18 protein-coding genes are annotated in these 22,580 nt (G+C 48.4%); 1 reads left to right on the top strand and 17 read right to left on the bottom strand.

The genetic code is table 11. From position 1 onward, the window contains the following. Positions 1–4 precede the first annotated feature (4 nt). From MRJ96_10765 to MRJ96_10735, 7 genes are all read right to left on the bottom strand, one after another. Positions 5–1,240 (bottom strand): glycosyltransferase, encoded by a 1,236-nt coding sequence (locus MRJ96_10765; protein MDR4501920.1) that lies wholly within the window; start codon positions 1,238–1,240, stop codon positions 5–7. 34 nt (positions 1,241–1,274) lie between these two features. Continuing rightward, on the bottom strand, positions 1,275–2,459 hold the full coding sequence (locus tag MRJ96_10760) for a DegT/DnrJ/EryC1/StrS family aminotransferase (protein MDR4501919.1): 1,185 nt from the start codon (positions 2,457–2,459) through the stop codon (positions 1,275–1,277). Between the two features lie 86 nt (positions 2,460–2,545). Continuing rightward, positions 2,546–3,853, bottom strand: coding sequence for a type III PLP-dependent enzyme (locus MRJ96_10755; GenBank protein ID MDR4501918.1), 1,308 nt, complete (start codon positions 3,851–3,853; stop codon positions 2,546–2,548). Next, entirely contained in the window at positions 3,846–5,417 is a 1,572-nt protein-coding gene (locus MRJ96_10750) for an acyl-CoA ligase (AMP-forming), exosortase A system-associated (protein ID MDR4501917.1), read from the bottom strand. Before MRJ96_10750 ends, MRJ96_10755 begins: the two co-directional genes overlap by 8 nt. 2 nt (positions 5,418–5,419) lie before the next feature. Beyond that, positions 5,420–5,560 carry a hypothetical protein gene (locus MRJ96_10745; protein ID MDR4501916.1) on the bottom strand — a complete coding sequence of 47 codons (141 nt, stop codon included), beginning with the start codon at positions 5,558–5,560 and terminating at the stop codon, positions 5,420–5,422. A gap of 96 nt (positions 5,561–5,656) precedes the next feature. Then, positions 5,657–6,586 (bottom strand): glycosyltransferase family 2 protein, encoded by a 930-nt coding sequence (locus MRJ96_10740; GenBank protein MDR4501915.1) that lies wholly within the window; start codon positions 6,584–6,586, stop codon positions 5,657–5,659. Between the two features lie 82 nt (positions 6,587–6,668). Continuing rightward, positions 6,669–8,351, bottom strand: a complete 1,683-nt coding sequence (locus MRJ96_10735; GenBank protein MDR4501914.1) for a glycosyltransferase family 39 protein — start codon at positions 8,349–8,351, stop codon at positions 6,669–6,671. Between the two features lie 1,196 nt (positions 8,352–9,547). Between MRJ96_10735 and MRJ96_10730 the strand changes: the two genes are divergently transcribed. Then, complete coding sequence (locus MRJ96_10730) at positions 9,548–10,336, top strand: GNAT family N-acetyltransferase (GenBank protein MDR4501913.1); 789 nt, start codon at positions 9,548–9,550, stop codon at positions 10,334–10,336. A 102-nt stretch (positions 10,337–10,438) separates the two neighbouring features. Here MRJ96_10730 and MRJ96_10725 read toward each other — a convergent pair whose 3' ends face one another. From MRJ96_10725 to MRJ96_10680, 10 genes are all read right to left on the bottom strand, one after another. After that, positions 10,439–10,708 (bottom strand): acyl carrier protein, encoded by a 270-nt coding sequence (locus MRJ96_10725; protein ID MDR4501912.1) that lies wholly within the window; start codon positions 10,706–10,708, stop codon positions 10,439–10,441. Positions 10,709–10,727: 19 nt separating this feature from the next. Then, a complete protein-coding gene (locus tag MRJ96_10720) occupies positions 10,728–11,771 on the bottom strand; it encodes a hypothetical protein (protein MDR4501911.1) in 1,044 nt (347 codons plus the stop codon). 3 nt (positions 11,772–11,774) lie between these two features. Then, positions 11,775–12,815, bottom strand: a complete 1,041-nt coding sequence (locus MRJ96_10715) for a GNAT family N-acetyltransferase (protein ID MDR4501910.1) — start codon at positions 12,813–12,815, stop codon at positions 11,775–11,777. Positions 12,816–12,853: 38 nt separating this feature from the next. Continuing rightward, positions 12,854–13,915 (bottom strand): polysaccharide deacetylase family protein, encoded by a 1,062-nt coding sequence (locus MRJ96_10710; protein MDR4501909.1) that lies wholly within the window; start codon positions 13,913–13,915, stop codon positions 12,854–12,856. A gap of 25 nt (positions 13,916–13,940) precedes the next feature. Beyond that, a complete protein-coding gene (locus MRJ96_10705; protein ID MDR4501908.1) occupies positions 13,941–15,839 on the bottom strand; it encodes an asparagine synthase C-terminal domain-containing protein in 1,899 nt (632 codons plus the stop codon). 48 nt (positions 15,840–15,887) lie between these two features. Continuing rightward, the gene (locus MRJ96_10700) at positions 15,888–16,688 is read right to left on the bottom strand and encodes a hypothetical protein (protein ID MDR4501907.1); all 801 of its coding nucleotides are present in this window, start codon (positions 16,686–16,688) and stop codon (positions 15,888–15,890) included. Between the two features lie 180 nt (positions 16,689–16,868). Further along, positions 16,869–18,119 carry a UDP-N-acetylglucosamine 2-epimerase (non-hydrolyzing) gene (gene wecB, locus MRJ96_10695; GenBank protein MDR4501906.1) on the bottom strand — a complete coding sequence of 417 codons (1,251 nt, stop codon included), beginning with the start codon at positions 18,117–18,119 and terminating at the stop codon, positions 16,869–16,871. Positions 18,120–18,129: 10 nt separating this feature from the next. After that, on the bottom strand, positions 18,130–19,239 hold the full coding sequence (locus tag MRJ96_10690; protein ID MDR4501905.1) for a glycosyltransferase family 4 protein: 1,110 nt from the start codon (positions 19,237–19,239) through the stop codon (positions 18,130–18,132). Between the two features lie 188 nt (positions 19,240–19,427). After that, positions 19,428–21,305, bottom strand: coding sequence for an asparagine synthase (glutamine-hydrolyzing) (asnB, locus tag MRJ96_10685; protein MDR4501904.1), 1,878 nt, complete (start codon positions 21,303–21,305; stop codon positions 19,428–19,430). A gap of 56 nt (positions 21,306–21,361) precedes the next feature. Further along, entirely contained in the window at positions 21,362–22,564 is a 1,203-nt protein-coding gene (locus MRJ96_10680; protein ID MDR4501903.1) for a TIGR03088 family PEP-CTERM/XrtA system glycosyltransferase, read from the bottom strand. Between the last annotated feature and the right edge of the window lie 16 nt (positions 22,565–22,580).

The raw sequence follows: 22,580 nt of genomic DNA, 5'->3' as shown, positions 1-22,580 counted from the left end.
TCATCTATAAGCTGTGTAGGCAGGAGGCTAAAGCTTCTGCTTGAGATTCACGGGAATATTTTTGCACAGACTCCATCAGAGGGACAGGGTGCGTCCCTTCTCTGATCTGGTGGAAAAACTGAGGCAGTCGGGAATAGAGCGCCTCGGAATCGCTCATATCAAGAATCGTGGCCCCACCACATTCCCTCAGAACAGCGGCCGTATCACCTGCATGATCGGTCAGGGCAAGGACAGGCTTTTGCAATCGAAGATATTCATAGGCTTTCGCGGGAATCTGATGATTACAGGATGATCCCTGTAAAAGAAGTAATGCGTCAGCTGAAGCGCAGTCGTCCAGGGATTCACGATAGGGTAGTGAAGGAAGCAGATGAATGATATCCGCGATACCCAGCTTTTGGAGAATCGTGGAATACAATTCTTCCGAACCCGCTCCCCGAAACTCCACCCGCAACAGGCTTGAGTTCACACGACCTTCTTTTTTTAATCTCGCCAGCGCCTCAAAAAAAGGACGAGGATTCCTCTCTTCCGGATAGACGGCCCCAGCGTGAAGCAATCGAAGAGGATGCTCGCTCCCACTCCCCTCAACATGACGGATGTTGGTGTGTTGAAAATCCTGTTCATCAAAACCATTTGGGATGACCGTACACGACTCGGCATGTAACCAGGTATACCTCTTGAGGTACATCTGTTTCGTCGAGGGCGCCGTAAAAATAGAGCGAGCGCTCTGCCTCAACGTTTTTTGCTCGATCCATAGATAATACTCTCTCGTCACGCGATCCCGAGGATACTGGTCTTCGGTCATCGAGTCACGAAAGTCGGCCACCCAAGGCAGCCGCGTCATGTTCTTGAGCGCCAAGCCGATAAGGTGGGCAGTCGCGATGGGGAAGGTTGACCAAATGGCTTCTGGCTTATATTTTCTGATCAGCTGAAGGCCGAGCGGTACGGCTCCTACCATCCAACTGACCCAACGATCGGGCAACGCTAATCGTTTGACATAAGACCCTCTAAAGGACAAATGCCGGGACGTATCGAGCGCAAAGGCCCGTCTGACAAGAACATCAGATGGAATCTCCTGCAATTGATGAGAGCCGGTTTGGGCATAAGCACGGGCATGAGCCGTGAGAATAATCGGGTTCCACCCGTATTTTGAGAGATACCGAGAGAATTTCAATGTTCGATGCACTCCACTTCCTCCGGAATATGGAGGGTAATGAAAGGCTATCATCAGAACATTTTTCATCGTCGTTAATCCAGATATGTCTCGACGGATAACACTATTGCAAGACTTCCTGAGGTTGAGCGCGAGAGCGTTTCAGGATGTCTCTCAGCCCTTCGATCATAAAGGACATTTCATCAGAGATAAGACTTTGATGAATAGGCAACAACACCAGATGCTCATACAGAAACTTCGCATCAGGAAATTTTTCTAAAGGTAGACTCGGATGAATGACCCCCCCCCAAGAAAACGCCTCAATACCCTTCTCTCTGAGTTGTCTGTGAATATCCTGATGTGTGGGCGTCACGACGGGAAAGGCCCAAGCACACGCCTCATGCCTTCCTGCCGAAGACCAGGGATACACCTCAGGTAATTGCTCGAGAGCCTGGCAAAGAACAGTCGAATTCTTTTTACGTCTCCCAACAATTTCCTCCAGATCGACATTTTCAAGGATTATCTGGGACCATCGACTCATGGGCCAATTCAGTTGAGAAGCCTGAAACTCCGAGGCACGTGTTTGCGAGGATACGGCATCACTCAGAACATCTTCACGCCTGGAACTCTGCACTATGGACTGCTGGCCTTGCTGACTGAAGACCAGGAGCTGTGTTCCAGATCTCTCATTAAAGCACTTTTCGAGAAGATTTTTGACTATTTTCAGTTGATACCACCATTTCAGGTTTGTCCAACGAAGACTCGATTGAGGCGGCACATGGTTATAGATTAACAATCCACCGTCATAAATCGGCAAAAACTTTCGCCAACTAAAAATACTGATATCCCCAACACTCCCGATCTGGTCTCCCTCCACGTCTCCCATCAAGATATGAGCACAATCTTCGATCAAGAACAGTTGATATTGTTGACAAAAGGCTCGAAGCCGCTTTAACGGTTGAAGAATCCCAAAATAATGTATCGCGATAATCGCCTTCGTTTGTCCATCAACCCGTGTTGCCAGATCTTCCAGATCAATGATTCCTTCACGTGTCACATTATAGAACACCACTCTGCACCCATAGTGAAGAATCGTTTCGACGACAGTTTCACAATGAAAAGCAGGGACCAACACCGCATCCTCTGACTTGAGCCCCAAGGCCTTCAGACCATGAAACAACGCATTCCTGGCCCAAAAATGATACGTCGCCGGTCGTCCTCGCACGGGAGATGGAAGGATATTGTGCGAACAGAAAGGCCACAACAAACTGGAATCTAATCGAGGATCTCGTGAAACGACAAATTTCATACTCGGAGAGAGCGACGTCGTACGATTGAACGCCGCCACAGGCTCAGTCAGCTTGATTCACTGGACAATCTCGGCACTCAACCTATTCAGCAGCAATCTCGGATCATATCATCATAGGTTCCTCTTGCACGAACCATCGTGGCCTTGGCGTGTTCCACCAATATCTCAGGTGGACTGCAATGACTCAAAAAATGAAGAGGACTAGACGTTCGTCCATACGCGCCTGATTGGAAGACACCAACCAGGTCTCCGACAGTCACCCGTGGAACCTTCACTTGCCGTGCAAGCACATCTAATGGGGTACAAAGGGGACCGACGATATCTACGATCTCCTCAGCCTCCTGAGAAACTTTATTCACGATACCGACCGGGAAGTTTTTCTTTATAACTTGCCCAAAATTCCCTGAAGCCGCTAAATGGTGGTGCATTCCGCCATCGACAATAAGAAACTTTTTCCCTCGCGACACTTTAATATCGGTGATACGCGTCACGTATACACCCGACTCTCCCACCAGAAACCGGCCCGGTTCGACCATAAGCTGGGTTCCAGCAAAAGCCTGATCATGACGAACTTCAGTCATGAGAATTTCCAAACCCTCCGCCAGCCTTGTCACATCCAATTCGCGCTCTTGTCCAAAGTACGGAATACCCCAACCTCCACCAAAATCAATGGTCTTGAGCGGTCGGTTAATCTTTTTCACGATCTCTCTCGCTATAGAAATTCCTTTCCTGTATTGAGCCACTAAGACGGCATAATCCAAAATTTGCGTTCCAGAAAAAAGATGCAGGCCCTGAAACTCAAGGTAGGGATTCGCTTCAATGAGAGGAAGAATCGTATCTAATAGTTCCTCATCCACCCCAAATGGCGTGGCCTTGCCACCCATTCGCATCGCTCCACCCAATACCTCTTCAGTCGGGTTCACTCGAATGGCAACATGGGATTTTTTTTGGAGCCGTTCACTGATTTTGGCGATACGAGCGATCTCTTGTGTGGATTCCGCGTGAATTTCACCTATTCCATTTGATAAGACATATTCCAGTTCATCCTCGGTCTTTCCTGGCCCTGCGAACACGATACGTTCCGGAGCACAGCCGGCCTTTCGGGCCTGAAAGTACTCACCGCCAGAAGCGATTTCTAACCCACACCCTGCCGTGAGAAAATGCTTGAGAATAATTTGGCACGGATTGGCTTTCACAGAATAACTAATGGAAAATTCTTTTGGTAACGTCTTTCGTAAGACCGCCAACTTTTGATCAAGAACCAATGAGTCATACACAAAGAAAGGTGTTCCATATTGCGAAGCAATCGAATCGACTCGGGCATGTTGTCCCAATACCAGGACTCCAGAGTCGGCACTAAAATGTCGTGCGATCAAGTCCGCGCAGTCAGGCATTGAACGTCACCTTCAACGTCTGAAGATTGGTATAATCAATTTTCCCGTTTGGGGTTTTTGGCAATTCTTCCAGCAGATGAATCGATTTTGGCACCATGTACCGTGGAAGCTTCGTCGAGCAAAACGCTAAGATATCCTTGACATTCACTGCTTCCGGAGTCTTTCCCACGACAAAGGCCGTCACGGCTTGTCCTAATATCTCATCCGGCACACCGATCACTGCGGCCTCTTTGACCATTCCACTTTCGTACAAGGCTTCCTCAACTTCGGTACGACTCAGACGATATCCAGCTGATTTAATCATAGCATCACGACGCCCGACGAAATACAGAAATCCCTCTTCGTCCATTTTCACCAGATCCCCTGAGTAACACACGAGCTCCTCGTTTCCTCCTTTTCCCAGCGAGAACGGATTGGGTCGCAATACCTTGGCCGTCAGCTCAGGGTTTCCCCAATATCCTAAAGAAACCGTCGGCCCTCGATGAACCAATTCCCCGACTTCTCCGGGTTTAGAGAGTTGATTGTGCTCATTCACGACCAAAATTTCTGTATTGGGGATGGCTTTTCCCATTGACGTTGGTCGCCGGTCGAGTTCATCAGGCGGAAGATACGTGGATCGAAACGCTTCGGTCAGTCCATACATCAGATAGACATTCGTCTTTGGCAAGGCTTTCCGTAAAGTAGCTAAAACATGTTGCGGCATGGCCCCACCAGTGTTCGTAATATAACGCAAATGCGGAAAGCTATGTTTCTGAATTGTCGAGTTGGATTGTGACAGAAGGTTCCACATGGTCGGAACCCCAGCTAAGCCGGTAATGTGTTCCTTGACCAACATCTGCACGATTTCTTTGGCGAAGACAAACGTCATAAGCACAAGGGAACAGCCTTGCTGAACGGCCGTCATCAGCTGATTCAATCCGGCATCAAAACTAAACGGGAGAACCGCCAATATTTTGTCGCGCTCGGTAATCTCCAAATAGGCCGACACGATCGAACTGCCACTGACGATATTCGAGTGAGTTAACATCACCCCCTTCGGTTTTCCCGTCGAGCCGGACGTATACAGAATGGCGGCTAAATCTTTATCGATACAACCATCCGGGAGTGCCGACGCACTTTTCTTCTCGATAAAATCATTGAACAGAAAAACCGACGAAGCGTGAGAGCCATCAGACCCATCCTCAACGACGACAAAAAACTCTAACCTCGGAAGTCTTTCCTTGAGAGACGCTAACCTCTTTCTCGTCGTAATCAGCCCTCTCATCTCACAATCTTGAGCAATATGTCCGACTTGATCTCCGAGCAAAAGGCCATTGATGGGGACGAATACCGCGTTTGCTTGAGAGACTCCAAAAATAGACACTACGAGCTCTATCGACGGATCAAGATAGATCCCGATGCGATCGCCACGCTGGATACCTATTGTCCTGAAACTTGCCGCCAGCGCTGACACCTGGTCAAAAACTTCTTGATAAGTCAACGACATCCCTCGATAAACGACGGCAGTTTTTTCTGGAAGACATCGTGCGCTCTTACGCAACATGTGATGAACTAGAAAATCCATGATCATTGATTACCTTTTGACAAAGCCCATGCTGCCACTGGATGATCCATCGTGCACACCGACGACGATTGCTCTCCGAATTGCTTACGTTCCTCTATGCAGACGACTCCACCCACGGCCAACTCGCCCGATAGTTTCTCCATCGGACTTTTCTCTGAGATTCATAAGCCGTCTTGCCATATCAACCCTTGACACTGAGTATGTTCTATTTGAGATCTCAGGTCTCAGCTATCACGATTTCAGTAGGTGAGGATCCTTTCTTTTGGAACGCCTTTCTTATACTGCTCAAACATGCCCTTTCGATAGTAATACTCCAATCGCTTCGTGTTACGAATCTTTGCAGATGAAAACCATGACCGGAGATACGCAAAGTACGCTGACATGAGTATTTTGTACATATATCGAGGTACGCCAAATAGCTGGGGCACTTGAGGGAGGCCAGACAAATAAGCAAAACTTCGCCCAGACTTATACACCCGCTTATTCAGCCAGGATAAAGTCAATTGCTCAGGACGAATTTGATGATATACAACAGAGTCGGGTAGATATATGGCTGGGTACCCAGCCTGTTCTACCATAAAGACAAATTCTGTATCTTGCCCCATGATGTAATCACGAGTATTTGGACCAATATCCGTGTTAAATCTAAAGCCCCGGTCGAAAATTTCAGAACGCACGATTGTATTAGGTCCATAAATCCACGTCGCCTTATATTCCCCCTCTGCTCTATCCCAATCTGCCACGGTATAGGCCCCTCGTACTAAGCGATGGTCAATATCAACAGGCACGGCCCCAGGTGGAAACTTTGGCAAAATTTTTCCACCGAAAAGAAAATGATTTGGCCATCGCTGAACCCCTTTCCATGTGTTGATGAGCCATTTTCGATCGGCAATGATGTCATCATCGGTAACAAGACAAATGGCCCCTTTTATACTGGGAATCGCTTTGTTCAATGCAAAACTTTTCCCAATCTGCGTCTCGGTCATGTATGTCAGTGGTAATTTTTGACTGAATTCATGGGCGATGGCAGCCGTTTTTTCTTCATTAGCGTTATCGACAAGCAAAATCTCCCACTGAATGTCTCCAACTTCCAATTCGCAAAAACTTGTCAATGTCTTGCGAAGAATGTCCTGACGCCTGCTCGTCCCCAAAATAATTGAAACATCCATGATTACAGTCTCATTCGTAAAGGTCTCATACACGTTGATGGTTGCAGTAATGACGATTTATCTCATTCTTGTACCAGATTACTTACTTCTCCTCCCGACTCCAACGCCAAACAGCTATATCGGGTACGCCTGGAATCGTTTTTCTCTCCAAGTTTCCATCCAAATAACGAAACACTTCATCTGGGAAAGTCCCAGTTACAGGAATCAGCCGATCCGGATGATTCCAGAACCGCTCTCGACGCCAAAGGTAGGTCATAAACCAGCCAGAATGATGTTCACGCAGTACCCGTTTCACATCTTCTAGGTCTTTCAAAACAACAGCCCCAGAAGCATAATCTATAAGGTTTCCATATTCATCCTGTAAGTTTCTATACATGTTTAACCGTAGCCGTACATCATTCATCGCATAGAGAGGCTGGCTTGCTCCGTAATATTTTGTGTGTATCGCAGAGGCCGAAATAATAACGTCCCCTTCTTTTTGATGTTGAATGATATACGCCATGGCCTTTTTCCAGTGATGATGTTGCACATCGGCAAAATGCGGCAATTGAAAATCAGTGGAGTAATCTTTCACCGTCCGCATAAACCATGGCATATTGATCAACATCCCCATCATGGCCGCCCCCAGAGTCCCTGCGACAATCACCGTCCAAAGATTCGACGGAACAGACGCTTTGGCGTTCAATCGACAGCCAGCCGACCATACAGAGGACAAACAGGCAGATATGCCTACTGCGGCTGCGATATACATCAGTGGCAAAAGATGGAAGATATAGCGATACGTCTTAAACGTAAACACCAGTGAGTGGAGCAGAAACGGCACGACGAACACCACGCCCAGAAACAATCCAAGCTTCGGCTGCTTGACGATACAAACGAGAAATGAAAAAGTTAATGTCCCAAAGATGATCGGGTACTCATCCAGTAATTCCCATCGAAAATAATTCCAATTATAGGCTCGTTCTTCATAGAATAGGGGGATGGAATGAGATTCAGCGAGCAGCTTCGCAACTTTTTCGGGGAAGAGGACACTTCCGACGATCCCCCCAAGGAGCACCGCCAGACCGGAGACCATGTATTTTTGCCGTAGCGGCCTCGGCAAGCCTTTCATCACGACGGCCATTCCAGCCATCACAAGCATGTAGGCAATGATGCCTGACATCGCGGGCTGAATCAGGGCATGCACTCGCCAGGCCAAGAGAAAAAGAAGGCCTGCCCAAAGCAAAAAGATGGGACGTACCTCATAAGGAACGAACCACGTCTTGAGGAGCGCTCGCCCGGGGTGAGGATGGTGTTGCGAAGAGCTTGTCTCAAACCCTTCATAGAAAAGAAACGCGATAAGTAAAAACAAAAATTGCAGCATCGTGTACATTCTGACTTCTCGAGACAACGCCACTTCAATCGGAGAAAATGTCGTGATAAACGCCGCAATCAGACCTGCGAACGCCGAATACCATCTCGCCGTAAACCCGTAGACTAACGCAATGACCAGAACGCCAAACAGCACACTGGGCATGCGTAAGGCCGTCTCATTGAAACCGCCAACAGACCCGGCGATGGCCACAAGGTAAGAATAAGGCAACCCCCGTTCGTAGTGGAATCCAGAAGGCAGGATGGGAGGATCGCCGTTGATTAATTCTTGCGCCACATACACATGGAAAATTTCATCCAAGCCATAGTCCGCATCCCCGAGATGCGAAACTCGCAGCATAACGGCGATGAACAAGACACTAAGACATAAGGCAACCCAGGATGCTTTACCCACGAAATTCCTTCTCTTCGCGAAAGCGTGACATGCCGATGTGCCTGAGAATGGTCAAGGGAGATGTCAAGCGAAAAAAAAAGTTTTTGGAGTCTCGTCGCGGCTAGCGTTCTCGTCTGTCTCTTCGGTTAGAAAACGTGCATGAAGACAAACATGACCCGGAATGCAGCCAGAGGAACCTCAGTAGGCGTCACACATCATCCTCTTCCTCTTCGTCAGGAACGAACCGCCATACGCCATCGAACACTACCGCAAGACATCAGATCTACGCTGTAGAGGACATGAGCGGAATTGAGCCACTCCTGGAATATACCGATGAAAGTACCCTTCAACGAATGTGAGTCCTATACCGATAAGCACATTCCTTAGACAGGAAGGGTTCAGGCAACGGGCTTATGGTAGCGGTCTCCTTGGATCTTTCTCACGACAGCCGATAACATTCGCCTCCTATCAATATTCAGACTGGACGATGAACATGGAATATCCCCATTACCACACGTCAGAAAGAAGCCAAGAGCACCTTTCGACAACTTCTTGGAAGTCCCATTTCTCTAGCTGAACATCTGAAAGGAAATTAGATTAAACGATCCCCAGGACCACCATGATATGGGAAATGATCAGTACGCAGGGTTCTGATTCTCCGGTAATTCTGTAGTAAAATCCTCGGAGCGTCACATTCGTATCATGCGCATTATATAATAATTACTACATAACACCATACAACACAACACGAGATCGAGACATATTTTCTTGATTGAAGGCATGCAAAAAACTAAACACATCTCTCCCCATGCACAAGAGATGAGAAACGATATTTGACAATTGATCCTGAATGGGTACCATGTATTCTATCGGTTCACGTGAATAAGAATAGATATGCGATAGCGCCTTCCCCGACTTGGAGTATCGATTCCTCAACGCGGGGCTAGAGCTTGATGTATGGTTAAAGAAATCAGGCCTTCAAGGCCAGAGCGTGACTATCTCTCAACCCCCTTATCCATGAGTTATAAGCTTTGAAAACTGAACACGCATCACAATTAGATCGAGTTTCGACTACGAAGTTGACGTGGGAGGAAGTGCGTGATGATTCACCCTCGTCAGACATCTCTCCATTATGTATCTCTTTCCTGCAAAAAGCAGAAATACCACGTGCAAACGCTATCTACGAGCTAGAATTCGAGGACCGAGGAGACCTTTTGGTGTATGCGGTCAAGACGGTGGGTCTTGTAAAGATAAACCTCCGAATAACCATACATGCAGCCGAGCTGCCTCTTTCTCACTCGTTTTGGAATGCGTTGATTAATTTTGCGAAACAAGAAAAAGCTACCTCTCTCATTCTGGAGGTTTTAGGACAAAAGGAGACTGATATTCCACATATAGAAAATGGAACGCATCGTCAAAAAGCAAAAGTCTATGTTTTGGACCTCAGAAAGCCTAATTCCATCTCATCAAATCATCGCAGAAACATCAAAAAAGCCAAGAAGAACGGTGTGTACCGTATCGAACAGCCATTATCGGAAGCGATAGAGTCGCATTTACTCGTCAGTCAGGAATCAGGAGCGCGCAGGCAGACACGGGGCGAGCATGTTGCGCATCTTCCGGAACGCCAGCGGCTTATCGAATTGTTTAGTGGGACACGTCCGGCCAAAATTGCTCAAGCGGCCATGAATGGAAAGGTCGTGTCATCCATGCTCATCGTCTTTCTCGACAATTATGCGTTTTTCAACAGTGCAGGATCATCACCTGATGGAATGAGCATAGGAGCCTCACACTATTTGATGAGCGAGGTGATCGATGAATTGCGTGCTCAGGGAATTAAGGCCTTCAATCTCGGTCTCGGCACAACCAGTCGCTCTGGCTTGGCACAATATAAGGCAGGCTTCGGTGCAGATGAATACTTTTTCGAAACGATTAGTGTGGATACAAGTTCCTTCCCACGCAAAGTCGCGATAAAAGCATCCGAGGCGCTTCAACTTTTTCGAAACTAGACTCAGCTGAAGATTGACATGTCAGCTGTTCCACCAAACTCATCATCGGTTCGAGAATGTTCACGATGATGTTTCTCCAGACAATAGCCTGGCCATCTTCGTTCAATCGGATGCCTCTAGATGACTTTTCTTTTGTTGCACATATTGATACATGGTACGTATTGACTGAAAGTTATCTGGAGTCAATTCATCATCGGATATAGAAATCCCAAACTCTTCCTCCAAATGAGTCACGACATCCAAGATACCGAGTGAATCCAATAGACCATTCTCCAACAGTTGCTCATCATCTTGAATGCTCATCTGACGAGCTTTGGGAATATGCTCGACGATAAACTTTCTGATACTCTCGATATCCACGCTGGCTTGCATGTCCGCACCTACCTCCTTTTCAACTATCACGGTCTCCTTGCATTAATAAAAATGACGCCCAACGATCACTGTTGGACGGCTGTTCCGACATGCTTGGCAATCCATTGATGATGACTGGTGACGTCTCTCGGGGGATAAACCCTAAGGCTTGCAAACTGGATATCCAAGGATGTCCCTCGATAAGCGACGCCACAACCGCTTCGCTCTTTAACGATCGAGCACGATCAACCACTCCTTGAAGCAGACTCTGCACGACATCTTGCCTTGTCACGCTGAATAGATCCATGATGGTCGTTTCTGACCCCATTTCGGCTAGCACCACATACCCCTTAAGCGCCCCCCCCTTTCGAATCGTCAAGATTTCGGAGTGATAAAGAGGATTTTGCAAGTAACGCCAATTCAGGTAAGGAGCCGTTCGCTCGAGACAGCTTCCGGATTGACTCCAAATTTCAGAACATAACTCATGAAATTCATTCCCACATGCCCCCTCATGACACTGCACTGAAAAGTCCAAAGGTATCCGGCGGCGCCGGGGAATTAGATTCAACACAGCATTCCCGACCGTACACAAGCCGTGCTGAAGGAGTCTTGATCGTGTCCATGTCTGAACTTTTCGATCAACTTTCAACAGCTTCACAAAACGAATCATCTTTTGGCACGGCGGGGCTTTCAGTCGTTTATAAATAGCCAACATGCTGTTGCTGGGGAAATCATACCAGATCGCACTGTCTTTCGGCCCGAGCCCCTCAAGACAGGCCTTTTGTAATTGAATGGCAGGACCCAGCGATCGGTACTGTTCACCCAGACAAAAGTCACCCAATACCCATCCCATTCTCTTCTGCGTTCCCATGCACAGTGAACGGGGAAATGCCGCCGCCATTCCGATAATGTCAGATGTCTCCGAGTCTTGCGCGACTAACACATGCGGTTCTCCGAACGGATTTTTCCCATAGAGCCAGTCAAACCGCACCGTATCAGCATCCGGAGCAAGATACCGTCGTTGCAGATCGATCAGGAGATCACGTTCAACCCGTATATCCGCACGTCGCACGGTGATTGGCATGAACTAGTCCTTTTTTCCTGCCCACAGCCCTCGAGATTTTATGATATTCCTCGCTTGAGACACCACGGCATGCCGGTACCAATTGATATGGTACATCGTTCGCTCTTCCCCTCCCCATTTTTTATGCCACTCCTTCGATCGGCCATAAAATTCGAGCACGCGGGCATTTTTTTCCTCGAATAACCGTTTAAGCATGTCTTCCAACAGGATATAGCTGGGGGACAGTTTTTTATGAATCTCATCATACGCCGTCTTTAACAGAATCAGCATGCCGTTTCTCTCCACGCACAGATTGCTCGCGATTGGCTTTTCATCCATGAAGAATTGGTAAATACGTCCTTCACCTCGATGACAAAACCGCGAAAGCATCTCGCGATAAAATTCCCCCTGGTCATTGTTCACTTGAACCGCCGTCCCTTCTTTTCCCTTCCAGCCCGAGGCTTCGAACCGCCCGTATATTTCGACAGCCTCCTCCACATCATCTGCGGTTTGAATGACCGAAAACGACAGTGTGACGCCTTGCTCTTCAAGTCTTTTTTTCCGCCGAGTCAAGTTCCCGACAAGATCTTTGCCGCGAGTTTTCCAGTACTCTTCGAATGTCCCGGTAAGTGGAATCCTTGGAGTCGTGATATATTCCAAGTATTCCAATCGCTTTTCGCCCTTGTCTGGATGAATGACCGTATAATCCGGATCCTGCTGGGTGATGCCCAATGTCAACGCATACCCCGGAAGGCTCCTGATCAGGCCAGCCAGCTGTCCTTCAACATTCGTCCCATTGGCTAGGAGAACGGGGCCGAGAGGGGCTTGAGATGGCTGAAACGTTCTCCATTGCCCAGCCCTCACTTGCTCGACGAGCATCATCCCAGGATATTCGGAACTATCTGAAACTCCGAGGTAGAGTTGGTCATGACCAAATATGCGCACTAGCGGATCCCAAAAATCCGAGTCAAGCAAGATGTGGTTGTCGATTGATGCATTGAGGGAGTCCCACAACTCGCGATGCGATGCAAACGCCTCTTGACCTTGAAAAAATTTCCACTTCATACGCAAATCGTAAAAACAGCAGACTTAATCTACACAATCTACACACAAAATCTGGTGTATTCGAACCGTAGCCCGAATACACCACTGTCATGATCCCAATAGCCCATTCTTTTTAAATCGAAAAGGTCGTCACCCTCATAGTTTTGCCCGCGCACGGTGCTTACGGCACAGGAAAACCCCTCTTGCTTGACGATGTCTTTAATCTCCTGATTGTAATCCTCCGGTCTTCCGCTCGGATACGCGAACGTCGTGACACGGGCTCCTAAGTTTTGCTCGATCATGTCTTTTGACTTGCGAACCTCATCAATCACCGACGACAATGGCAATTTGGAAAGAATCGGGTGATTGACGGTATGAGCACCGAATTGCACTCCTCCCTTGTACATTTCCTCCACCTCTTGCCAATTCAGCATTAATCGAGAATCGAGCTTCGGGTCCTCAGGAAGGCCCAAGATCTCCGATAGCTGCTCAAGAGCCTGAATACGTTCCCGATCTTCAAGAGAACGCAAGTACCACAGAACGCCTGCCTGCGCAGCGCGTTTTGCCTCCGGTGTCGTCAGCTCATACCGGGCTTGGCTGCCATACCCTTCTAACGAGGGCACAGTCGTGTGACTAATCATCCAACAGGCACGATCATGCCATAACAGCGATTCAGACCCGGTACATACTGTGGCCAGAAACACCGTTGCCGGAAGCCCCATTTCCCTGAGAAGAGGAAAGGCATTCAGATAACTATCACGATATCCATCATCGATCGTAATCACCACGGCCCGATTAGGCACATCGCGACATTTCATCCGTTCAGTCGCCTCATCGAGTGTCAAGACATTGCAATACGTGGAGAGATACTGCAAATGATTCCGAAACAACTCAATGGGTTCAGTCGGAAGAAATGGTGACCAAGCATCACTAATGCCGTGATACATGAGAATTTGCACAGGGTTCAAAGTTCGTTTTTGTACACATGGGAAAGAAAGCGCGTGCGTTTCTGTAGACTTCTTCTGGACTCGATCGACCCAGCGGGTAAGAAGCAGGAATAAACCGACTCGATACAAACAGAGACCGAGCACTCGAAGCCCTATTGCTTTCCACCTATCCATGCAGTACCCCTGGGTTTACTCCCTTTCAGTTTTTGTCACGATAACGCCGCAACCACAATTCCAACATCACAAAATTCCACAGGATGGTGCCAAAAAACGAGGTCGTGTCTTCGTTATGCCGCTTGATGAGACGATCGATCGTGTCATGACGGAAATACCCACGTTGCTGAACAATGTTGCTCAACAGCACATCCATCATCAATTCTCTTAACCTTTTATCCGTTCGTAACCAAATTGGAATCGGCAATCCAAAGCCATGCTTGGTTTTCGTCCGGATTTCTTCCGGAAGCATATCAGCGTAGGCGTTTTTAAAAAACGTCCGCAACTGGACACCTTTCATTTTGATCGAGTCTGGTATACATGCGGCAAACTCGGCTAAATGATGATCGAGGAAAGGAAATCGTACGGCTACTCCGTTCGCCTCGGTCATCCGAGTCACTTTAAAAAGGTCGTTGTCCGAAATCGCCAGTTTCAGGTCCAGATACAATTGACGATCCAACTCGGAATCCGCTACTCCCCTGGAGTGCGAATAGAGTTCCCTGATACGATGATGGGGATCATAGGTCTCGCCCACCGACTGAAGCAGTTCCCCGGAAAACACTTCCTGCATAGGAAACAGTTCGAATAGGCCCCATGACAACAATCGATCCGGATACGGGACATTGGCTCGCTGGATGTACTTCCTGCCCTTGACGAACAGGGACAATGGGAGCAGCTTCGATAAGGCAAAGACGACCGGCTGGATTCCACCATCCCGGAGCCACCGAGGTACCATGTGGTAGTAGTCGAAAACCTTCTGCGTCGCATACCTCTCGTTGCCAGCGAATAATTCGTCTCCCCCATCGCCGCCGTACAGCACGGATACCCCATGCTCCTTCGCCAATTGTGCGCAATAAAACGTTGGAATGGATGACGCATTCGCATAGGGCTCATCGAAGGACTCCACGAGCCGATCAATCACGTCATAGGTATCTTGAGCCGTCACCGTCAATTCATGCTGGTTCGCCCCGAATGCCTTAGCGGCGCACCGAGCAAAGCTGGCTTCATTAAACACTTCCTCGCCAAACCCAATCGAAAAACACGGCATCGGCGCTTGGGCAAGTTGGGTCAAGACTCCCAACACCGTACTGCTATCTATACCACCGCTCAAGAAACTGCCGATTTCACCTAGATTCTGATCATGCTTCATGCGGACACGAACCGAATCCGAAAAAATCGTTCGTAACTTTTCTGATAGGTCAGCTTGAGAAACCGTTTTCGCAGGCTGATAAGTCAAGTCCCAGTACGGCTCAACCTGACATTTGCCTCGGTTCCAACTGAGTAACTGCCCGGGTTCCAATTTCTGAACTAGCTCAAAGATCGTTCTCGGACTAGGGATGAATGAGGAACTAATCACATCGATGATGGCGCACGGATTAATGGACAAGTTCCGCGCTGAAGGACAGGAGAACAGACTCCGCATTCTGGATGCAAAGGCGACACTCTGGTGATCTTGCATGAAGAAAAGAGGATGAACCCTGAATCGATCGCATGCTAGAAAAAGTGTTTCTTGATTGGCGTCCCAAACAGAAATGACAAACTCTCCACGAAGAGCCGACAAAAGAGGCTTCATCCCTCGTAGCGACCGAGATAAGATCGCAACCAGCGGATCTTCATATTCCTCATGGTCGGCTAGAATCTCATCGAGATTGTAGAGGCTTCCATGAAACCCGATAAGATGCGTGTTGCCCTGTTCACGCAATTGGGCCGCCCCGGACATTCGGCCTGGAAACGCCTGGGCTCCGAATCCGACGGTCTCTCCATACTGCATTTGCCCTTCTTGGGCGCTGCTAGAAGGAGCAAGGTCGTGCATCATGGAACGCAAACATTGAGGACCGTCGACATCAGACCGCTCAGCCCACGCGATACCGCAGATTCCGCTCATGTCATCCTGCTTTTCGTCACTGTCGTCACGTCCATCAGAGCCATCAACCTATTTTTTGGGAGAAGGCAGTTTCGGAAGTTTCCCCCTGAAACCCTTCGCCCTCGCTTGTTTGATATATTCCTCGGTCAATTCGACATTTCCATCTTTTTCATAGGCCCACGCAAGCCAACCATACGCGACCTTCAATTTGGGATCGATTTTGATGGCGACTTTCAATCGATTGATGCCCTCTTCCATCTCTCCCACTCCGACTAAAAAGTTTCCGAATTGCGCGTGCGTGATCGCGCGTTTGGGGTACATGTAGATGGCCTTTTGATAGAACTTAATCGGCAATTTTGGTTGGTCCATAAGACTCGCCACAGTCGCAGACAACGCTAAGGCCTTAGGATGATTCACGAGCCGATGAAGCGTATACTCGATTTCTTTCAAGGCCGTTTCCAAACGACCCTGTTTAAGACTCGGATGAACTCGATAGGCCATCTGGATGTTCGGCAGAATATTCTTCACATGGTTACTATTGATATTGCCAATCAGGGACCTGATGTATGGGTTCGTTCTCGCCTCATAATAATCATGTCCTTCAGTGGCACGCTCATGCCCTAAATGATTCACTCGACGTACAGGTGGAGAAGCCGTGTAGGGGATGTCTTGCCAACGGCTCCACTTACGATCCTGCCCCAATTGAAAACTGTTCCCCCCTTCAACCTGTGTAGGCGATAGGAGGCACACGACGATGGCTAAACCGGCAAGAACCCGAAATGTGAATCTCTCAATTTTCCAGAATTGACGAGCCCCCAAGTCAGATGTCCATGGAGCAATCAATGAATCCTGAGAGAGTCTATGTTCCATTCAGACACCTCCTTACACAGAAAGATAAAAATAAATGCTCGCATGTCGCCGCGCAAAAGTCAGACATTTTCTCGTATGAAACTATGATATCACCTGCGACGCATCTTCTGGTTCGAACTGTCATGCTGACTCCAGTGATGTCACAATGCCCCCTCTCTCCTCCTATCAACCAGTCTTTGCTCAACAAGCCTCAAGCCCATCTTCCCGACGTCCCCACTCATACAAGGTTTGAACGATGCGCGCGCCTGCATGACCATCCCAAAATTTTGGCCGTTTGTGCCTCTTTTGATGAGTCAGTTGTTCGCGAGCATGAAGAAGGATCTGCTCCTTGGCCGTCCCGGCTAACACATTGGTGCCGTGGGAAATCGTGATCGGTCGTTCGGTGTTCCGTCGTAAGGTGACACATGGCACTCCTAAAATAGTAGTCTCCTCTTGCAAGCCACCTGAATCCGTCAAAACCAACCTGGCGTTCGCGGTCAAACGGAGAAAATCGAGGTAGCCAAGCGGCTCGATGCAATACAATCCCGATGCCCCGATTGCTCCATGAGATAACGGCGTAAAATATGAATCGAGTCCAAATTCCTCTATTCGCTTCCTGGTCCGAGGATGGACAGGAAAGATGATCGGCATTTCTTGACTCAGTTCTTGGAGAGCCTCAAGTATCGGCTTCAAACACGTTGAATCATCCACATTACTCGGACGGTGTAATGTCATGACTCCATAGTCTCTCTGCGAATCTCGTCTTGGATCTTTTTTGGATTTGGTCACCTTGGAAGTCCCACTCAACCCTTCATCATGAGCAAGGCCCAGATTCTTTAAGATTGGTGATTCTTGAGATTTTTTCTGATGTTTCAACAAGGTATCGACCATAGTGTTTCCTACGAAGTAAACTTTTTCTTCTGGAATTCCTTCATTCTTTAAATTTTTCGCGGCACTCGGTTCAGTAGTAAACAAAAAATCTGACACAACATCCGTTAAGACTCGATTGACTTCCTCTGGCATATCTCGATCAAAGCTGCGCAACCCCGCCTCGACATGGGCGATACGAGGACGAAGAAGGTTTAACATCGTGGGCCCAGGATACGTAATTTTCGACGCGACCAAGGAACAGGCGATGGTTGAGTTCACATCACCGACCACCATGACGATGTCAGGTTGTTCGTCGAGAAGAATGGATTCGAACCGCTTAATAATCTCTCCAGTCTGTTGGGCATGGGAGGAAGAACCGACCCCCATATCGACATCAGGCTTTGGTATTCCCAGTTCAACAAAAAAAGTCTGTGACATCTGTGCGTCATAGTGCTGCCCAGTATGGACCAATCGATACACAATCTGATTCTTCTCTGTAGCATTATGCGCTTCGATCGCGTCAATAATGGCCGATACTTTCATGAAATTTGGCCGTGCGCCAGCTACTAACATTAGCTTCATGTTTATTCCCCTACGCGTGTACGCTCTGGAACACCTCTGCGCATGACTGAGCCACATGTCCCCAGTCATGTTCTCGAGCAAATTGGACAATCCTTTCCCGATCCCAGGACTTCAATAGGCCTTCTTCAAGTGTTTTGGCCAAGGCATCTTCATTCCTCTCGGTTAATAGCCCTACAGTGGGTGATGATATAATCTCCGGAGTCCCCCAAATTGACGTGGCGACAACCGGCGTCCCACAAGCCATCGCTTCCAACACCACGTTGGGCCAACCTTCGCGGCTGCTCGCCAAGCAAAATAGATCAGCCGCAGAATACCATCGGTAGAGGTCACTGTGGGCAATATCACCACCAAAACGCACCTGATCGTTCAATTGCATTCGCGTCACTAATTGCTGTAGAGGAACACGCTCTGGTCCCTCGCCAACAATCACCAGCAGTAATTTTTCCTTCTTCTTTTCCGTTACTTGACGAAAAGATTTGATCAGAAGATCGAACCCCTTTCTGGGGATAAGCCCGCCAACCGACAAGATGATCTTCCGGCTTGGCAAGTCCAGTTGTCGTCGCGCCTCATCCTGAGGCATAGGGAAAAACTTGTGAGGATCCACACCATTGGGAATAACCGTGGTCGCATCCTGCCGACTCCCAAGAGGAATCATTGCCTGTTTTAACGCGTCACACACCGCGATAGCATGAGAGGCATGACGCAAGGTATACGAAAGAAACTTTCGAATACAGTAAAACGAAGCAAATTGATTCACATCACTACCGCGTGCCGATACTACAACTGGTCGACGAAAATGCGCCCCGAGCAATACCCCCGCATACCCATCCGGGTATACATAGTGGGCATCGATCACATCGAACGGATATGACTTTTCCAATCGTTGCACGTAAGTCAAAACTGTCTTGTACATCAACCAACCATGCAACGACATCCCCATTTTGGGGATCATAAGATAACGGGGATGATGAACGGTAATTCCCTCGATTGTCTCCTTCGTGACAACCTTTCTAAACTGCTGGCGATGAGTCAGGTTGATGGGTGGCCAATACGGTACTGGCGCCACAACTTGCACTTCATACCCGGGCAACTGCGAGACCGCGACCATCCGCTCCTTCACAAAAACTCCATGATGTGACCAGACATTATTCGGGAACAGGGACGTAAATGTGAGGATTTTCACAGCAGGGAATATGTTTCGTTAAGATCCATCTGTTCGACAAGCAAAACAGCACGTCTTCGATCGGTCTTAGAGACAGGATAACGTCCAACCGCGTAATGTTTCCACACACGACATGGTCAGCTTACTCACACATCAAACTGACGCCTCCAGAGATGTAGCATGAAGATCGCCCACAGTTCGGTCGAACGGTCACGCAGTCCACTTTGATGCTGTTCCCAAATTTTTCGTACTGTCTTCCGGTCCAGCCATTCATTCTTTTGAGCCGAGAAGATGATATCGGACGCCATTTGCTTAAGGTCATGACGAAACCATCTTGCCAATGGAACGCCAAACCCCATTTTGCTCCTGTACAACACATCCGGCGACAAAAGGCCTTCTAACGACTTCTTGAAAATCCGCTTCCCACTGGTCCCTTGCAGTTTCAAAGAAGCCGGGATACTCGCGGCCAGTTCCATGAAATGATGATCGAGAATGGGAGCTCGAACTTCGAGCGAATGCGCCATACTTGCACGATCGACCTTCACCAAGATATCGTCGGGCAAATACGTTTTCACGTCGACATATTGAATGCGAGCGGTTGGATCAGCGTTGCGCGCTTTCTGGTAATAGGAAGCAAGAAGAGCAAGAGTCTCATAGCCAGAAAACGCTTCGAAAACACCGGGATGGAGTAACTCGCGTTTCAGTTCAGGTTTCACCGCCGAGATAGACCGAAAATAGGCTTCGATATGTGAACAGGCCAAATTCTGGAAGGTGGCTTTCCCTCGAAAGACACGAGGCGCCCAGTCGGCTTTCGGATAAATCGACGCCAACATTCCGAACACCCACCGACGCAGACCGTTCGGAAGAAGACTCCGGATTTGTTGTTCACGATTGTCGAAGATATATCGTCGATACCCGGCAAAGAACTCATCCCCACCATCTCCAGAGAGGGCCACAGTTACGTGTTCTCTCGCGAGCTGTGACACATAATAGGTTGGGATTGATGAAGAATCCCCAAAGGGTTCATCATAAAACCAGGCCAGTTTTTCGGTAATACCGACCGCATCCGGACGAACCACGTGTTCATAATGTTGGGAACCAAACTGATTGGCGACCTGCCTGGCATAGTCCAACTCATCGAACTCTTGCTCTTCAAACCCGATGGAAGTCGTCGTGACAGGCTTCCCGGTAATTTGAGTCATCAGACCAACGACAGAAGACGAATCAACCCCGCCGGACAAGAAGGCGCCCAACGGCACTTCACTGATTAAACGTAACTGGACAGCTTCACGATAGGTATCCAGGAGTTGTTCACACCACTCACGTTCAGACTTGATAACCGTGCGAGAAAAATCAATATCCCAATATTCTTCGTCTCGTAGCCCACGATCGGAGATTACCACATAGTGCCCAGGCAGTACTTTTCGCACAGCTTTAAAAATAGATTTGGGCGCGGGAACATACAATAAAGAAATATAGTCAGAAAGCGCTTCAAGGTCGACCTCACGAGAAACGTCAGGTGCGGCCAAGACAGCTTTCATCTCAGAACCAAACACGACCCGGCCTTTATCATAGGCGTAGAACAGCGGTTTTTTTCCGACACGATCCCTGGCCAAAATGAGTTGACGCTTTTGGCTATCCCATAAGGCTATCGCAAACATTCCTCGTAATTCCCGAAAGCAATCCTCTCCCTTTTCTTCATACAGATGGACAATCACCTCGGTGTCCGATCGACTCTTCAGTGTATGTCCTTTTTGGATCAAGAATTCCCGTAACGCTTGAAAATTGTATATTTCACCGTTGAAGATGACCCAAATGGTCTGATCTTCATTCGTCTGTGGCTGATGACCGCCTTCTAAATCGATTATCGACAACCGACGGTGCGCTAACCCGATTGGACCATCCGTGAAAAACCCTTCATCGTCTGGTCCACGATGAATGATGGTATCAGCCATCTTTTTGAGCAATGAGACTGGAACTGGCTCTCCAGTACCCACCTGATACACACCACAAATTCCACACATCGCTGTACAAAACCTTTCAATCGCCACGCCACTATGGCGTGAACATTATGTCCTGACTACCCACGAACAGGGAGACCATTCACTAAACCATCGTAGACGGCGGTATATCGGTCAATCATCGCGTGAAGACTAAAACGTTCCTCGACTAGCGCTCGTCCGGCTCGGCCATGTTGTTCTACCAACTTTTCATCCTTAGCATACATGGCGATCGCTTGAGCCATCGCTGATGGATTTTTCGGAGGCACTAGATAGCCGGTCTTCCCATGTTGCACGAGCTCAGTATTCCCCCCAACATCCGTGGCAATAACCGGCAGCCCGCTCGCCATGGCCTCAAGTATGGTATTAGAAATACCTTCAGCCTCTGAAGGCAGGACAAAGACATTAAACGCTCTCAATAGGTCCGGAATATCATGACGTTCACCAGCCATCCACACGTACTCTCCGATTCCTTCCGCTTTGACGAGACCTTCAAGATTGTCTCGCATTGCGCCATCTCCGACAAGCACCAGCCGCACGGACTTCAGTAATTCAGGGAAAGCCTGACGAAGATGGAGAAACGCATTGACCAACGTCGTTTGGTCCTTGACTGCCTGTAAACGGCCGACGGTCCCGACCACAACATACTCAGGAGACGAAAATTCTGGCGGAAACATGCGGGGTTGTGATCTTGTGGCCGGATGAAATCGTTGGGAATCCACGCCATTATAAATATGCCGAATCCGGCTATGATCGATACCGATGCTCGTTTCGAACCACCGCGCCAAATCCTCACTCACCGTGATAAAAATGTGAATCCATAATGACAAGAATTTTCGAAACAGTCGGAACTTCACGCTTGTCCCATACTGATCATGAACGTCACGCCCATGTTCTCCATGCACACGAATGGGAACACCCGCGAACATCGCCACGATGGCATACTCCATCGTGGGCAGGTTCCGTGTATGTACGATGACGGGATTCAGTCGCCTTATCACTCGCCAAATCCTCATGTATGAACGCCAATCGATTCCACTTTTTTTGTGAATAGCGAGAACGTCAACATCCGCCCGAGTAATGCGATCTCGAAAGTCCGTAAAATCTGTTAGACACACGATCACATGACGATAACGAGCGATCGGCATATGATTAATAAGATTCACCAGCCCATTTTCTAATCCTCCGGTCGCGAGACGATTAATGAGATGAAGAATCAGCGGAGATTCGGCGCCATCTTGACTCGGAGACGCATTCGCGCTCCCCTCTCTCGCATGTTCCACGATTATGGCTCACTCC

Source organism: Nitrospirales bacterium (assembly GCA_031315865.1).
Taxonomy (GTDB): Bacteria; Nitrospirota; Nitrospiria; order Nitrospirales; family UBA8639; genus JAGQKC01.
Note: the sequence above shows the minus strand (reverse complement) of the source record. Positions and strands in the feature narration are given on the sequence as shown.

Bases quoted from the DNA above. Each gene is read 5' to 3' on its own strand.
- MRJ96_10765 (MDR4501920.1), bottom strand. From the start codon at position 1,240: ATGAAAAATGTTCTGATGATAGCCTTTCATTACCCTCCATATTCCGGA.
- MRJ96_10760 (MDR4501919.1), bottom strand. From the start codon at position 2,459: ATGAAATTTGTCGTTTCACGAGATCCTCGATTAGATTCCAGTTTGTTG.
- MRJ96_10755 (MDR4501918.1), bottom strand. From the start codon at position 3,853: ATGCCTGACTGCGCGGACTTGATCGCACGACATTTTAGTGCCGACTCT.
- MRJ96_10750 (MDR4501917.1), bottom strand. From the start codon at position 5,417: ATGGATTTTCTAGTTCATCACATGTTGCGTAAGAGCGCACGATGTCTT.
- MRJ96_10745 (MDR4501916.1), bottom strand. From the start codon at position 5,560: ATGGAGAAACTATCGGGCGAGTTGGCCGTGGGTGGAGTCGTCTGCATA.
- MRJ96_10740 (MDR4501915.1), bottom strand. From the start codon at position 6,586: ATGGATGTTTCAATTATTTTGGGGACGAGCAGGCGTCAGGACATTCTT.
- MRJ96_10725 (MDR4501912.1), bottom strand. From the start codon at position 10,708: ATGCAAGCCAGCGTGGATATCGAGAGTATCAGAAAGTTTATCGTCGAG.
- MRJ96_10720 (MDR4501911.1), bottom strand. From the start codon at position 11,771: ATGCCAATCACCGTGCGACGTGCGGATATACGGGTTGAACGTGATCTC.
- MRJ96_10715 (MDR4501910.1), bottom strand. From the start codon at position 12,815: ATGAAGTGGAAATTTTTTCAAGGTCAAGAGGCGTTTGCATCGCATCGC.
- MRJ96_10710 (MDR4501909.1), bottom strand. From the start codon at position 13,915: ATGGATAGGTGGAAAGCAATAGGGCTTCGAGTGCTCGGTCTCTGTTTG.
- MRJ96_10705 (MDR4501908.1), bottom strand. From the start codon at position 15,839: ATGAGCGGAATCTGCGGTATCGCGTGGGCTGAGCGGTCTGATGTCGAC.
- MRJ96_10700 (MDR4501907.1), bottom strand. From the start codon at position 16,688: ATGGAACATAGACTCTCTCAGGATTCATTGATTGCTCCATGGACATCT.
- wecB (MDR4501906.1), bottom strand. From the start codon at position 18,119: ATGAAGCTAATGTTAGTAGCTGGCGCACGGCCAAATTTCATGAAAGTA.
- asnB (MDR4501904.1), bottom strand. From the start codon at position 21,305: ATGTGTGGAATTTGTGGTGTGTATCAGGTGGGTACTGGAGAGCCAGTT.